Source organism: Hyphobacterium sp. (assembly GCF_965228115.1).
Classification (GTDB): domain Bacteria; phylum Pseudomonadota; class Alphaproteobacteria; order Caulobacterales; family Maricaulaceae; genus Hyphobacterium.
This window is the reverse complement of record NZ_OZ245794.1, coordinates 2,442,704-2,456,152: the sequence shown is the minus strand read 5'-3', so window position 1 is coordinate 2,456,152 and position 13,449 is coordinate 2,442,704. Positions and strand designations below refer to the sequence as shown.

13 protein-coding genes are annotated in these 13,449 nt (G+C 60.0%); 8 read left to right on the top strand and 5 right to left on the bottom strand.

All coding sequences use genetic code 11. The features are described 5' to 3' along the window. Positions 1–16: 16 nt before the first annotated feature. Together ACO079_RS12625 and rpmB are read right to left on the bottom strand one after the other, a co-directional pair. Positions 17–577, bottom strand: a complete 561-nt coding sequence (locus tag ACO079_RS12625) for a cysteine hydrolase family protein (protein ID WP_421790579.1) — start codon at positions 575–577, stop codon at positions 17–19. Positions 578–650: 73 nt separating this feature from the next. Next, positions 651–938 carry a 50S ribosomal protein L28 gene (gene rpmB / locus ACO079_RS12620; protein ID WP_421790578.1) on the bottom strand — a complete coding sequence of 96 codons (288 nt, stop codon included), beginning with the start codon at positions 936–938 and terminating at the stop codon, positions 651–653. 196 nt (positions 939–1,134) lie between these two features. On the opposite strand from rpmB, the gene ACO079_RS12615 reads away from it, so the two are divergent. The 7 genes from ACO079_RS12615 to ACO079_RS12585 all read left to right on the top strand — a co-directional run bounded on the left by ACO079_RS12615 (position 1,135) and on the right by ACO079_RS12585 (position 7,392). After that, on the top strand, positions 1,135–1,944 hold the full coding sequence (locus ACO079_RS12615; protein WP_421790576.1) for a DUF3108 domain-containing protein: 810 nt from the start codon (positions 1,135–1,137) through the stop codon (positions 1,942–1,944). A gap of 15 nt (positions 1,945–1,959) precedes the next feature. Then, complete coding sequence (locus ACO079_RS12610) at positions 1,960–4,530, top strand: helicase-related protein (protein WP_421790574.1); 2,571 nt, start codon at positions 1,960–1,962, stop codon at positions 4,528–4,530. Beyond that, positions 4,527–4,823: an RNA-binding S4 domain-containing protein gene (locus tag ACO079_RS12605; protein WP_421790572.1), complete on the top strand. Its 297-nt coding sequence runs from the start codon at positions 4,527–4,529 to the stop codon at positions 4,821–4,823. Before ACO079_RS12610 ends, ACO079_RS12605 begins: the two co-directional genes overlap by 4 nt. Further along, positions 4,816–5,268: a TerB family tellurite resistance protein gene (locus tag ACO079_RS12600; protein WP_421790570.1), complete on the top strand. Its 453-nt coding sequence runs from the start codon at positions 4,816–4,818 to the stop codon at positions 5,266–5,268. The genes ACO079_RS12605 and ACO079_RS12600 overlap by 8 nt, the downstream gene beginning before the upstream one ends. A gap of 66 nt (positions 5,269–5,334) precedes the next feature. Continuing rightward, a complete protein-coding gene (gene fdxA / locus ACO079_RS12595; protein WP_421790568.1) occupies positions 5,335–5,676 on the top strand; it encodes a ferredoxin FdxA in 342 nt (113 codons plus the stop codon). Between the two features lie 195 nt (positions 5,677–5,871). Next, the gene (locus tag ACO079_RS12590; RefSeq protein WP_421790566.1) at positions 5,872–6,390 is read left to right on the top strand and encodes a CarD family transcriptional regulator; all 519 of its coding nucleotides are present in this window, start codon (positions 5,872–5,874) and stop codon (positions 6,388–6,390) included. A gap of 108 nt (positions 6,391–6,498) precedes the next feature. Further along, positions 6,499–7,392, top strand: coding sequence for an RNA polymerase factor sigma-32 (locus ACO079_RS12585; RefSeq protein ID WP_421792963.1), 894 nt, complete (start codon positions 6,499–6,501; stop codon positions 7,390–7,392). On the opposite strand, the gene ACO079_RS12580 is transcribed toward ACO079_RS12585, so the two are convergent. After that, a complete protein-coding gene (locus tag ACO079_RS12580; protein WP_421790565.1) occupies positions 7,389–8,138 on the bottom strand; it encodes a thermonuclease family protein in 750 nt (249 codons plus the stop codon). The genes ACO079_RS12585 and ACO079_RS12580 overlap by 4 nt on opposite strands. 89 nt (positions 8,139–8,227) lie before the next feature. Between ACO079_RS12580 and ACO079_RS12575 the strand changes: the two genes are divergently transcribed. Then, entirely contained in the window at positions 8,228–9,448 is a 1,221-nt protein-coding gene (locus ACO079_RS12575) for an FAD-dependent oxidoreductase (protein WP_421790563.1), read from the top strand. On the opposite strand, the gene ACO079_RS12570 is transcribed toward ACO079_RS12575, so the two are convergent. Together ACO079_RS12570 and ACO079_RS12565 are read right to left on the bottom strand one after the other, a co-directional pair. Then, entirely contained in the window at positions 9,445–10,800 is a 1,356-nt protein-coding gene (locus ACO079_RS12570) for a DUF1501 domain-containing protein (RefSeq protein ID WP_421790561.1), read from the bottom strand. The two genes, ACO079_RS12575 and ACO079_RS12570, sit on opposite strands and share 4 nt — an antisense overlap. A 9-nt stretch (positions 10,801–10,809) precedes the next feature. Next, on the bottom strand, positions 10,810–13,167 hold the full coding sequence (locus tag ACO079_RS12565) for a DUF1800 domain-containing protein (protein WP_421790559.1): 2,358 nt from the start codon (positions 13,165–13,167) through the stop codon (positions 10,810–10,812). Positions 13,168–13,449 lie beyond the last annotated feature (282 nt).

The following is a 13,449-nucleotide window of genomic DNA, read 5'->3' as shown; positions in this document are numbered from 1 at the left end:
TTCCCTGCGTAACAGTCTAGGCCGCGCCGGACAAAAGCGAAACCGCTTCATCGGTAGTGATGACGGTGGCAAATTCACGATGAAGCGCTGCCAGATGAACCCGGTGATGGGTTTCGGCATCAATCTTCGAGCCATCCGGCGCGACGGTCGGGAAAGCTGCCGTGGCGTCACCGACCAGCGACACCTTGAAGCCGAGATTGCCCGCCATTCGGGTGGTGGTGGACACGCAATGCTCGGTCGTCAGACCAAAAATGATCAGATGCCCTGCGCCCATCGCATGCAGGCGATCTTCCAACCCGGTGCCAATAAAGCCGGAATTGACGATTTTTTCGACGACGGGCTCACCGGCCGCAGGTACGGCTTCTGGCTTGAAGTCATTTCCCGGCTGGCCCGGGCGCAGCGGGCTTTCCGGATTTATGGAGTTGTGTTTGACATTAACGACCGGATGGCCGTTACCGCGAGCCGCGGCGAGGAGGCGCGAGACATTCGCCTCGAACTCTGGCGCGGACCGATCGCCGCCCCAATAGGGCCAGTCATCGAGGCCTTTTTGAATATCAACGGGCAAGACAACGATCATGCTACAACTCCAAAATGAAAAAGCCCGCAGCTGGCGCTACGGGCTTTGGAAACTGTCGTTCAGACGATAACGCTTAGGCCGCAGCGGCTTTCTTTTTCAGCGCGCGCTTCACCTTCAGGGCTTGCGTCGAGAGATCACCGTCCTTGGCTTTCAACAGATAAGCGTCCAGACCGCCGACATGGTCCACGCTGCGCAGCGTTTTGGCGGCGATACGGAATTTGTAGGACTGACCCAGCGTTTCAGACGCCAGCGTCACATCGCACAGATTCGGCAGAAACCGGCGTTTGGTCTTGTTGTTGGCGTGAGAGACGTTGTTTCCAACGGCCGGGCCCACACCTGAGAGTTCGCAGCGCCGAGACATGGCAAATACCTTCAGTTCATGAATTCCTGAGCCCGCAGACGCATTCCATCTGCAAGCGAGCGGCGGGACTTACCCAAGCAGGCCTCATTCGTCAAGCACAGACAGGCGTGAGACTCATTCATCTTGCAGCCATGTTGGATCGGCGATAGGGGTGTGATCCGATCAGCGGGCGGGATGTGTGTTCAGGAGTATTTTAATGCGTTTATCCCTACTTGCTGCCTCAGTGCTCGGCTTGGCCAGCCTGTCGCCTGCCATGGCCACAGATTCCGCTGAAACCCCGGCGGCAGCCTATTCCATGAATGTCACCTATTCCGGTTCCGTGCTGATTTTCCGGGTCGCCAATGTGCAGGTCAGCGGCCGGATCGGCGATGGCAGCTATGGGGCGAATGCCCGCTTTACCACCGCCGGACTGGCCGCCTTGTTTTCCGATGCCGATATCGAAGCCAGCATCAGCGGCTATGCCGACGACCAGTTACAGCCCTGGCGCTATGAGCACTTCAACCATTCCAGCGGATCGGGCCGGGTCGTCGGGATTGATTTTCCCGACGGCGTCGCAACAGCGGACGTCAATCCGCCCTTCGGGTCGATGGGAGAACCTCCCGCCAGCGAGGAACAGCGTGTCGGCGCGGTCGACCCGATTTCCGCACTTTTGCGGCTGGGCCTGCGCCAGTCGAGCGATCCGGGCGAATTGTGTTCCGGACGAATTCCGGTTTTCGATGGCAAGGCGCGTTATGATCTGCGGCTGAATGTTGTTGGCTCCAACACAATCCGCACCGGCGCGTATCGCGGCGAAGCGGTACGGTGCCATGCCTTTTATGAACCGATCGCGGGTTATGATCCGGAAGACCAACCCAGCGAATCAGACATCGCTGAACCGGTCGTGCTGTGGCTGGCCCCGTTTGCGGAAGGCGACATTCACCTGCCGGTCCGCATCCGCACAAATTCCGGTTTTGGCGCGATCACAGTGGAAGCCCGCGCAATTTCGGTCGAGCCGGTCGCCGAATAGTCCAAACACCGCTATATGGCGGCTATGGATGTTTATGGCCCCCTAACAGCGGTCCTCGGGCCCACCAATACCGGCAAGACCCATCTCGCGGTAGAGCGTATGCTGGCACGCCGATCGGGTATGATCGGCCTGCCGCTGCGCCTTCTGGCGCGGGAGGTCTATGACCGTATTGCCAAGGAGAAGGGCTTTCGCGCCACTGCGCTGGTCACCGGCGAGGAAAAAATCGTTCCGCCCGGCGCGCGCTATTTTGTCTGCACGGTCGAGGCCATGCCTCTGGACTTCGAAGCCGCCTTTGTTGCGATTGACGAGATCCAGCTCGCCGCAGACCCGGAACGCGGCCATGTCTTTACCGACCGCCTGCTTCATGCCCGCGGCACGGAAGAAACCATGCTGCTGGGCGCTGAAAGCATGCGGCCCATTCTTCAACACCTTGTGCCGGATGCGCAGATCATTAGCCGAGAGCGCTTCTCTACGCTGAGCTATTCCGGACCGGCCAAGCTGGCCCGCCTGCCGCGCCGGTCCGCGATTGTCGCGTTCTCCTCGGAGAGCGTGTATGCGATCGCCGAGCTAATCCGCCGTCAACGTGGCGGAGCGGCGGTGGTGATGGGGGCGCTGAGCCCGCGCACGCGTAACGCCCAGGTCGGGCTCTATCAGTCCGGCGAGGTGGACTACCTCATTGCGACCGATGCGATCGGTATGGGGCTAAACATGGATGTCGACCATGTCGCCTTTGCCGAACGTGAAAAATTTGATGGACGCAAGCGGCGGCGGCTCTTTCCGCATGAGTTGGGTCAGATTGCCGGGCGCGCCGGGCGCTTCCGGCAGGACGGGACGTTCGGGGAAACCGGCCAGACCAGACCCTTTGAGAGCGAGCTGATCACAGCGATCGAGAACCATGCCTTTGCCTATCTGGATCAGGTGCAATGGCGAAACAGCGCGCTGGATATGCGATCATTGGACGGGTTGCTGACCAGCCTGTCGAAAAACTCCGGCGAGAAGATGCTGCGCCGGACGCGCGCAGCGATTGATGAGCAATCGCTCGAGCTTCTTGCCAGGGACGAGGCTATCACTGATCTCGGGCGGACACGGGCAGGGACCGCACTCATCTGGGATGTCTGCCGGATCCCGGATTTCCGCAAAGTCTCACTGGACGCGCATGTCCGGCTGATTGGCCAGATTCTCGGCCATTTGCGCGGTCCGCATGGCCACCTGCCTACCGATTTCATGGCGGCGCAGTTCGACCGGTTGGATAAGCTGGGCGGCGATGTGCATGTGCTTTCCCAGCGCCTGTCGCAGGTCCGGACCTGGGCCTATGTGGCGCATCGCGGGGACTGGGCGCAGGAAGCCGATGTCTGGCGCGAGCGCGCGCGGGAGGTCGAGGATCGCCTGTCTGATGCGCTGCATGATCATCTTACACAGCGTTTTGTGGACCGGCGCACAGCGGCCTTGGTGAAGGGGCTACGGGCCGACAAGGCGCTGGCAACCGCGCTGGATCAGAGCGGCGCAGTTGAAGTGGAGGGCCATACCGTCGGTCATCTTGAAGGCTTGACCTTCAAAGCGGATGTCGAAGGCAGTGCGCTCGAAGCCCGTGCCTTGCGGCAAGCTGCGGAAAAAGCTTTGCGGCCGGAGGTTAACCGGCGTCTGGGCGCGCTCGCCCACTGCACAATGGACGAGATCGAGCTCAAGCCGGCCGCAGAGCTCTATTGGCACGACAACCGGATTGCGCGCCTGATGCCGGGCAGCGATCCAATGAAGCCGGCTGTGGCCTTGATCGGCGGTGAGCTTGGTGCATCCGAAGCCCGGTCCAGAGCGCAGGAGGGTCTCGAAAAACGGGTCCGGGAATATATCGCCTCTGTGCTGACGCCCCTTTTGGTCCTGCAGGATAATGACGCAACGTCCCAGCTCAGCGGGCTGGCGCGCGGACTTGCCTTCCGACTGGCGGAAAACGGTGGCACGATTGCCCGTCGCGAGGTCGAGGCAGACGTTCGCGCCTTGTCCCCCAAGGAAAGGCGGGCTTTGCGCCAGATGGGAGTCCGGTTTGGGGAATATTCGATTTTCCTGCCGGCCCTGATCAAGCCGAAACAGGCCAGGCTGGCCTCACTTTTGAGAGCCGTTGCGGCAGGAACACCGGAAAAGGCCTTCCTGCCTGCAGCCGGGTTGATGAGTGTCGCGGCGGAACCCAATCGGCCGGCGGGAGATTTTGGCGCAGCGGGGTTTCAGCGCTGTGGCCCACTGGCCGTGCGGATCGATATGCTGGAACGGTTGGCGAATGCCATACGTGAGGCGCGGGAAGCAAACCAGGGTAAGGATTTTGAACTGACCCCGGACATGACGTCGGTCCTGGGGTGTTCGGTTGAAGATTTGCGCGGTGTCTTGAGCGCGCTGGGCTATAGGCGGATCAAGAAGGGTCCGGACCCGGAGAAGGCCAAAGGCGAACGCTGGGCGCGGCGGCGGATGAAATCGCGGCCGTCCAGACCCAGGCCGGCACCCGTCGTGGAGACGCCGTTTGCCGCGCTGGCCGAACTTAAAAACGCTCTGCCACAACAGCGCCCACGAAACCCCGGGAAAAAGCGTCAGACCCGATGAGTGAAGAAGCCCTCCGGATAGATATCTGGCTGTGGCGGGCGCGATTCTTCAAAACCCGCGCGATTGCCACGGATTATGCCGCGAAAGGCCGCATCCGGATCGGCACCGGCGACCTTGTTCGCCGTATCGAAAAACCGGCCTCTCAGGTGCGGCCCGGCGATGTATTGACCTTCCGGCTGCGAAGCCGGATTGTGTCGCTGAAGATTGAAAGCCTCGGTGAAAGACGCGGCCCGGCAGCAGAAGCGCGAGAGCTCTATACGCTCACGGGCGAAGAGGACGACAGACATGTTTGATGCCATCAAAAAAATGATCACCGGCGGTGAGAAAGCCGAGGCCAGCTCAGAGCTGGACCCGCATGTCGCAGCTGCGGCCTTGCTGGTCGAAACGGCATTGGCCGATGGCATCTATGCCGATGTAGAGGCCGAGCAGATCCGCAAGGTGTTGATGGCGGCGTTCAACATGGACGCAAATACCGCCGAGTCGGTTCAAGCGACGGCCGAGGAACTGGCCGAGAATGCCGCAGATCATCATCAGTTTACCAAAGTCGTCAAAGCCTGCCTGCCGGCAGGGGAGCGCGTGGCGCTCATCGAGCATCTCTGGAGCGTCGCAATGGCAGATGGCGAAAAATCGCCATTTGAGGATTCCTTTATCCGCCGCATCGCGCCTTTGCTGGCGGTGGATGACCGCGAGCGTGTATTGGCGAGGTCGCGCGCAGAAGCCGCAGCCCGGAAAAGTTGACAAGGATGACCGCCTGTCTCATGTCGGCTTTCGTTTGACCGCCGGATTTCTCAGGGCTTTTTTGCGATGACCTATATTGTCACCGACGCGTGCGTGAAGTGCAAATTCACCGACTGTGTCGAGGTGTGCCCGGTCGACTGTTTTTACGAAGGCGAAAACTTCCTCGTCATTCATCCGGATGAGTGCATTGATTGCGGCGTTTGCGAGCCGGAATGCCCCGTCGAGGCGATCGTGCCCGATACCGAGGATGATCCAGACGGTAAATGGTTGGCGATTAATTCCAAGTTTGCGGAAATCTGGCCGAATATCACCATCAAGGCCGATCCCCTGCCGGATGCCGAGAAATACGAAACCGAAAAAGGCAAATACGAAAAGTATTTCTCCGAGAAGCCCGGCGAGGGTTCCTAAACCATTCGTCCGCCAACGAATTGTTTTTAACCAAAAATTATGATATACACTGGGCGTGTTGGGCGACGGTGACCGTGCGCCCTTTTTCCGGGGGAGAAGCATACAGACCCTTTTGAGGGCCATTTTTGTTGATCAAAAGCGGCCATCAAAGGAGGAGATTCTGTGTGTCTTTTCCTTGTCCAGATGAGAGTGTCCATGAGCAAAACTTCGGCAAATGATAACCGGTCCTACAAAAAGGGCGATTACATTGTTTACCCGGCGCATGGCGTCGGCCGCGTAATGGGTGTTGAGAAAGACTCTGTCGCCGGCTTCGATATCGAAGTCTATGTGGTGACATTCGAGCAGGACAAAATGGTCCTGCGCGTTCCGACCGCGAAAGCGGATGCTTCGGGCATGCGTCCCTTGTCGTCTGACAAGATTATCAAGGACGCCATGAAAACCCTGAAAGGCAAGGCCAAGGTCAAGCGGACCATGTGGAGCCGCCGGGCCCAGGAATATGAATCGAAAATCAATTCCGGAGATCTGGTCTCGATCGCAGAAGTCGTCCGGGATCTGCACCGTGGCGAAGATCAACCCGAGCAGTCCTATTCGGAACGCCAGCTGTATGAATCCGCGATTGACCGTATGGTCCGCGAAGTCGCAGCAGTTGAAAATATCGAGCATGACGTTGCGCGCGACATGCTGTCGAAAACGTTGTTGAAGAAAGCCGCCTGACGCTTTTTTCTGCGACAATTTGACTTGAGAGACACCCGGCCTATGTGCCGGGTGTTTTTTTCTGCACTTTGTGTGATCCGCATTCTGGCCACAATCGTAAACCCGGTCATGGCTCAGAACACACCTTCCCCCGCCCGCACCCGGTCCGCCGACCCAGATCGGGCCTTCCTCCGCAATGCGATGGATGCGCCCCTGCTGGAACGCGAAGAAGAGCAGGATCTCGCCATCCGCTGGCGGGATGACGGGGATGAGCAAGCCCTGCATGCGCTGACCCAGGCCTATATGCGCCTGGTCATCGCGATTGCCGCGAAATTTCGGAAATACGGACTGCCATTCTCGGATCTTGTGCAGGAAGGCAATGTCGGCCTGATGCAGGCAGCCGCGCGTTTCGAGCCGGAACGGGAAGTGCGTTTTTCAACTTACGCCGCCTGGTGGATCCGATCATCCATCCAGGACTATGTCTTGCGCAACTGGTCAATTGTCCGCACCGGTACGACCTCGGCCCAGAAAACGCTTTTCTTCAATCTGCGCCGCGTAAGGGCGATGATCAATGACATCAATGGCGGCGAGATGAGCCCGGAAAACCGGGCGAAAACAGCCAAGGCGCTTCGGGTGTCAGAAAACGATGTGGAGAAAATGTCCTCGCGTCTGGCGGCCTCTGACCGCTCCTTGAACGCGCCCTTCACCGAAGACGGTGATGGCGAATGGCAGGACCTGCTCGAAGACGAGCGTCCGGCACCGGAAGCCGCTGTCATGCAATCGCATGATGCGGAAAAGCGTGGCCAGTGGCTGCGCGAAGCGATGGAATCGCTCACCGAGCGCGAACAGCTGATCATCCGCGAACGCAAACTCGGGGAAGATGTCGTGACGTTGGAAACGCTGGGCAATCAGCTGGGCATTTCCAAGGAGCGTGTGCGCCAGATCGAGCATCAAGCGCTCAACAAGATCAAGAGATCGCTCGTTACCCGGTTCGGAGACCCCGAAACGGCGGGCCTCATCTAGGGCGTGAGAACTTCGATCCGTTCGGGATGATCAATCGTCATGGACGGGCCATTGATAGCTCCGACCCAGCCGCGCACGCGGATGATCCGGCCCTCCAGGGAGGCAAGGTCGAGGCCGGCTTCGGTAAAAGTGCTGACATCCCTCGCGGCAATCGAGACGGTGAAATCCGTCCGGTAATCAAAGCCGAAATTAAGATAGGTCCGCTCGCGCGTCTCTGACACGGAAATCACCCGGCCTTCCACGATCTGAACCGTCTCCAGGTAGAGCGCGAGCGTGTTCGGATCAGGCGTGCGGATGGCAAATATCCCCGCCTCCCAGAGGCCGCGCCGGGCTGCTCTCGCCTCCCCTTCAATAGAGAGGAGGTATTCGGCCCCTTGCCGCATATCCGACCAGGAATAAGCCATTGCAAAACCGCTACCGACCATCACATTGGCTAGGGTCATATTGCCCAGCTCAAAATCTGCGATCAGATTTCCATATCGGTCTTGCCGGTCATTCAAACCGATTAACTCCACTGACGGGTGGTTTCTGAGCGTTTCGTCCAGAACGCGCATCGCTAAACCATGGCCCGGAGCGCCCGGCCTTGGAAACTCAATCCCGGCCAACCGAATGGTCAGCGTTTCTCCCGCTTCGGTTTCAAAGGAAATCAGGCCGCGATTATCCGCCCGCTCTGCCGTACCCGCTTGGGCATCGGCGGCCGCGCAAAAGGCCATCCACAATCCGATCAAGAATCCCAGCACCCGCATGCCGGGTAGCAAAGCGTGTGCCCGCGAGTTTGTCGAGCCAATAGAAATCCAAGTCTGGCCTGCTAGTCTCGAACCTGGAGGGCGCTGTTATGAACCGACGCGATATTCTAAGCGGACTTGGCGGCACTGCGGCGATGGGCGTGTTTGCCGGGCCAGCTCAGGGTCGAGCGGGGACTCCGCTCCCCCAGCCCACCGGGGCCCTGATTACCGACTGGCGGCATGACCCATTCGCGCTCGGCAGCTATTCCTTCCTGGCACGCGATGCGAGAACGGAACAACGCGATGACCTGGCAGCGCCAGTTGAAAACCGTTTGTTTTTTGCTGGAGAGGCGACCTCTCGCGAGTATTCATCCACCGTGCATGGGGCCTACCTGTCGGGTCAACGGGCCGCGCAAGAGGTGTTGGAAACACAGGCTCAATCCATCGGTATTGTCGGCGCAGGTATGGCAGGTTTGTCCGCCGCAAACGCTTTGTCAGCTGCAGGCCGGAGCGTGACGGTTCTTGAGGCACGCGACCGCATCGGCGGGCGCATCTGGACCGACCGCTCGCTCGGTGTGCCACTGGATCTGGGAGCGTCCTGGATTCACGGTCGTAGTGGCAACCCGATCACAGACCTTTCGGACGCTGCCGGCATTGCGCGCTTTGAGACAGAGTATGAGAATGTCGTTGCTCGCGATGCACAAGGCGCGCGGCGCCGTATCTGGCGTTGGCCGGCCGACTATAACCGGCGGGTTTCCATCGAGACCAATCTGGGCGCTGACCTCGAATACCTGTCCGACGAGGCCTGGGAGGAAGGTGAAGCATTCTCTGGACCCGACATGTTGTTTCCGGGCGGCTATGATCAGGTGCCGCAATCGCTGGTCAGCAATTTTGAGATACAACTGGGCCGATCGGTCGATAGTGTGGCCTTCGAAGGCGACCAGGTGCGGCTGACCCATACGCGCGGGACCGATTTATTTGATGCCGTTGTCGTCACGCTGCCGCTGGGCGTGTTGAAGGCAAGGCGTCTGCGGTTCTCGCCGGGCTTGCCCGCAACGAAACTAGCCGCGATCAATGATCTGGGCATGGGTCTCCTGAACAAGGTGTACCTACAATTTGATCGCCCCTTCTGGGATGAGCGAGCGCATTCTCTGCTTTATTTCGGGCCTCGGCTGGGCCGCTTTACAAGCTGGATCAATATGCTGCCGGTGACCGGAGAACCGATTTTGCTGGCCTTCAATGCGGCAAGCGAGGCTGAGGAGATCTCTGAACTGAACGACGAGGCGATAATAGCCGAAGCGATGGCCGCGCTGACAGCTATGTACCCTTAAGCAAACAGGTCTACCGGGCCGCGGCCACCGCCATTCCAGGTCGACCAGTTCGGGAAGACATAGGGCATGTCCGCATCCGCAACCCCCAGCCACCGCGCCAGCGCGCCGCCATATTCCTCAATCGAGGTGGACGGGATCCAGCGGCCATTGGTGCGGGCATCATCGGGTCCGCCCATGGCAAGATTCGGGAAACTGCCAAGCAACTGGTTGGGCTTCAGACCACCCCCGACCACGAAATGGTGGCCGCCCCAGGCATGGTCGGACCCCGCCGAGCCATTGCCGCCCAGTGGCCGGTTGAAGTCCGACATGGAAAAGAGGGCAACATCATTCTGGACGCCCAGGACTTTCAGCGTGTTGTAGAAGGCATAGACACAGCGCCCGACATTGGCCAGCAAGCCGGCATGCGTGCCGGCCTGGTTGCGGTGATTATCGAACCCGCCAGTTGCAACAATGAAGGACTGTGTCGTGGCATTAAGCTGGGTGCGGCCCTCGATCAGCCGCGCAACCCGGCGCAGCTGATCGGCGAGTGAGCCTGTCACCTGATTACCTTGCGGATCGACAAATGCTGCATCCACCGCAGAGCCATCGCTATTGAGGATGATGTCCAGCTGCGCGCCCGCATCAATATCGCGGCGCATAATAGCGGCTGATAATTCACCCAGGGTAGACGCTTGCGTCGCGTTGAGCATGGCCTGATAGGCCGCCCGCCGGGCGATGTCATCCGCATCCGTGCTGGTCGGGTCCTGACCACTCAAGCGAAGATTCGACCCGGAAATCAGAAGCGGATTATTGCGCTGGCCGATCATGGCGCGTTGCGCCCCCGACAGTGACACCGAACCGGCCTGAACGCCGGCATCCGCCAGCTGGTCGCCGACGCGGCCAAGCCAGCCGGTCGGCAATTCCGAGGTTGTGCCGGCGGTCTGCCAGAGGTTTTGCTGCGCATCATGCGAGAAGAGATTGGCTGGCCGCAAATCCGGGCGGCTTTCATAAAGCTCACGCGTCAAAGGTTGGAGCAGCGGACCGGTATTGAATACCCAGTTCAGCGCGCCCTCATCCCAGATCGGGGCTAGCGGCGCCAGCGAGGGATGGACGCCAAAGGCTGTGCCGTTAAGCGGCACAACGTCATTCTGGGGGATGGCGATAGCTCCGCCGCGCGCGGACGCATAATCCGTATAGCGGCCATCCATCGGGATGATGGCGTTATTGGAGTCGTTCCCGCCATAGAGGAAAAGCGTGACAATGGCCCGATAGCCGCCGGAGCCGACGGTTTGCGCCCGGACCATTGAGGGCATGAAGGCTGTCAGGCTTGCGCCTGTGACCAGTTGGAGAACTTCGCGTCGATTGATCGGCATATCGCCCTCCTAATGATCCAGCTGGAATTGCGGGGAGGTGGTGATCAGATAGACCGCCAGCCGCGCGCGCTGTTGCGAGGCGATCAGCGGGTCACCCCAGTAATTATCGGCATTCATGGCGGCAATGATGGCGCTGCGCTGCGTGGGGGTCAGGTCCTCTTCCAGCGCATATTCATCGAGCACATCCAGCAAGCGATCCGGATTATACGCCAGCCGGCCCCAGGCCGACCAGTCGACCTGCGTGCCATATGAGCCAGCAAAGCTGGTCAGCGGTCGCCAGTCCCAACGATTGGTTTTTCCCTGATAGGTCCAGTCGTAGATCACATTATGGCGTTCAAACACCGAGCTCATATTGATAAGACCCTGAGACGGGCTGACCAGACCGTCCGAGCCCGGCAGGGCGAAATCGGGCGGGTAGAAATTAAATACCGACGGGCTTTCAAACGGCACCTGTCCGGTTCCACCCAGGCGGCGCAGGAAGGCATAACCATCTGTGTTCGCGCCGATCAGGCGCATTACAGACGTCATCAGCAAAACCGGTTCGCGCAGCTTGCCGGAGCGCGAGGCGTCAGGATTATAGGTCCGCGCTTCCGGATCCAGCAGAATGGCCCGGACCACAGCCCGCAGATCTCCGCGCACGCCCTGACCATTGTTTTCAAACACGGCCGCGATCCGTTCGACATATTGCGGGGACGGGTTGGACGTCACCAGATGCTGGATCAGTTGCCGCGAAATAAAGGGCGGCACGTTGGGATGATTGAAGATGATGTCGAGCGCCTGTTCCAGATCGGCATCTGCGCCTTGTCCCGCCGGCAGGCCCTGACCAAACAGGGTTTTCGGCCCGAAATCATGCTCGTCATTGAAGACATCCATATCGGCATGGAACAGGGCCGGATTGCGCAAGGACGGCAAAAAGCCCGGCGGCGTGGGATAGACCCAGCCCGTCAGGGCGCGCGACAATTCCAGCACGTCGGCCTCGGTATAGGCGGGCATGGCCCGGCCTTCCCCATCCAGAACCGGCGTGCCATCGCGGTTCAGCCGGACCTCACCGAGGGCAAACAACTGCAACAGTTCGCGCGGGAAGTTTTCGTTCGGCGCGACAGCGCGGGAATTAACCGTGTCCAGATACACGCCCATGGTGGGAGAGCGGGAGACTTCCTCCAGAATGTCGCGATAATTCCCGAACGCATTATCCAGAAGCGCCTGCTGATAACGCGAGAGGGCATAGTTCAGCGGAATCCCGTTTTCTGAGACGACCAGAATTTGCGACAGGGCAAAGGCCACCCGCTGGCGCAGCTGGTCGTCATTGTTCATGGCATTGTCGAAGAACCGCATTTGAAGGCGGAAGGCCGAGAAATGATCCCGGCGGCAAGGCTGGGGCACGCCATCGCAGAAATTCGTCAGGATCGCCTGATTGGCGAGGTCCTGATAGGTCGAGGTGCGCAGATCCAGCTGTTCGTCAATCCAGGCTTCGATCCCTGTGCGGCGGATGCGGTCCACCAGCGTCTGATTGGCACCGAATGTGGCCTGTTGAGCCAGACGCAGCGCATCGCGGGCGGGCACCTGAAAATCCGGGCCGGGCGCGGTGATAGCCGCACTTGCCGCTGCCGCCAGCTGGCCGTCGGCGACAAATTGAACTTCCACACGGTTATTGGCCGGGGACAGGGGAATGGCCGATCCATCCCAGGCCTGGGCAAAGACAGAGAAAGTGCGCACTTCATTGGAGGCGAAGGGGACGGTGAGTTGTGGAACCGGGGCTGCCATGCAGCGGCCCTGATCATCAGACTGGCAGATGGACAGCGTGGCGGGCAAATCGGCATTCTGACCATAAATCCCGACCGGGCCGACGGTCACACTGGCTGCGGCGCCAATATTGATCGCGGCCACCGCCATGGCCTGCCGCCCGCCTTCCGAGGCAATGCGGATGACGCCATCATTGTTCGGCAGGGCAAGGCCAATGGCCAGAATATCCGGCGGGGCGGTATCAGATATCTGCAGTTCAAACGTGTTGATGCCATAGAGCGAATCTGCGGGCGTCCCGGTTGCGCATTCAAAGACCGGCGGGATGACGCCATCAAAGGCTTCATCACCGGTAATCGCCAGCACCAGCGATTGCGAGGCGCGCGGCCCCAGCGAGAACGGCGTGTTCTCACTGCCCGGGATCAGCGCATTGGTGCCCGGGTCGGTCCAGGCGAAATCCAGATCAAACTGGCGGAAGCGGCCGGGCAGTTCGACCTCGCACCCGCCCAGCGCGCCATCTGTCCGGTTGATGACGGTGGCAAAAGTGGTGGCCGTTACCGTGCCGCCGGGGGGCAAGGCGACAGAGCGGGCTGCAGGCGAAACCGCCGCGCCCAGATCTCCCGCCAAGGCGGCACTGCTGACCACTATTAGCAAGCACAGCGCACTGAATATCGCGGACAATCGCAGGTGCATCGGCTCTCCACCTCCCCTCAATCGGCAAGCTGATTCAAGTCTTCAACGTGATACGGTAAACACTTCCGTCGCTCTTGCCCAATGAATTGACGATGACAGGGTTTCCAAGCGGCAAACAGGATGTATCGGATGGTACCGGTCTGGCCGTTTGAAGCCGGAAGCCGGGCGCGGCGCTCGATTGCCGCTTTTCTGGCTGCGCCGGACCGGCTAAGAGCC

Coding starts and splice junctions, on each gene's coding strand:
- ACO079_RS12625 (WP_421790579.1), bottom strand. CDS start 577: ATGATCGTTGTCTTGCCCGTTGATATTCAAAAAGGCCTCGATGACTGG.
- rpmB (WP_421790578.1), bottom strand. CDS start 938: ATGTCTCGGCGCTGCGAACTCTCAGGTGTGGGCCCGGCCGTTGGAAAC.
- ACO079_RS12615 (WP_421790576.1), top strand. CDS start 1,135: ATGCGTTTATCCCTACTTGCTGCCTCAGTGCTCGGCTTGGCCAGCCTG.
- ACO079_RS12610 (WP_421790574.1), top strand. CDS start 1,960: ATGGCGGCTATGGATGTTTATGGCCCCCTAACAGCGGTCCTCGGGCCC.
- ACO079_RS12605 (WP_421790572.1), top strand. CDS start 4,527: ATGAGTGAAGAAGCCCTCCGGATAGATATCTGGCTGTGGCGGGCGCGA.
- ACO079_RS12600 (WP_421790570.1), top strand. CDS start 4,816: ATGTTTGATGCCATCAAAAAAATGATCACCGGCGGTGAGAAAGCCGAG.
- fdxA (WP_421790568.1), top strand. CDS start 5,335: ATGACCTATATTGTCACCGACGCGTGCGTGAAGTGCAAATTCACCGAC.
- ACO079_RS12590 (WP_421790566.1), top strand. CDS start 5,872: ATGAGCAAAACTTCGGCAAATGATAACCGGTCCTACAAAAAGGGCGAT.
- ACO079_RS12585 (WP_421792963.1), top strand. CDS start 6,499: ATGGCTCAGAACACACCTTCCCCCGCCCGCACCCGGTCCGCCGACCCA.
- ACO079_RS12580 (WP_421790565.1), bottom strand. CDS start 8,138: ATGCGGGTGCTGGGATTCTTGATCGGATTGTGGATGGCCTTTTGCGCG.
- ACO079_RS12575 (WP_421790563.1), top strand. CDS start 8,228: ATGAACCGACGCGATATTCTAAGCGGACTTGGCGGCACTGCGGCGATG.
- ACO079_RS12570 (WP_421790561.1), bottom strand. CDS start 10,800: ATGCCGATCAATCGACGCGAAGTTCTCCAACTGGTCACAGGCGCAAGC.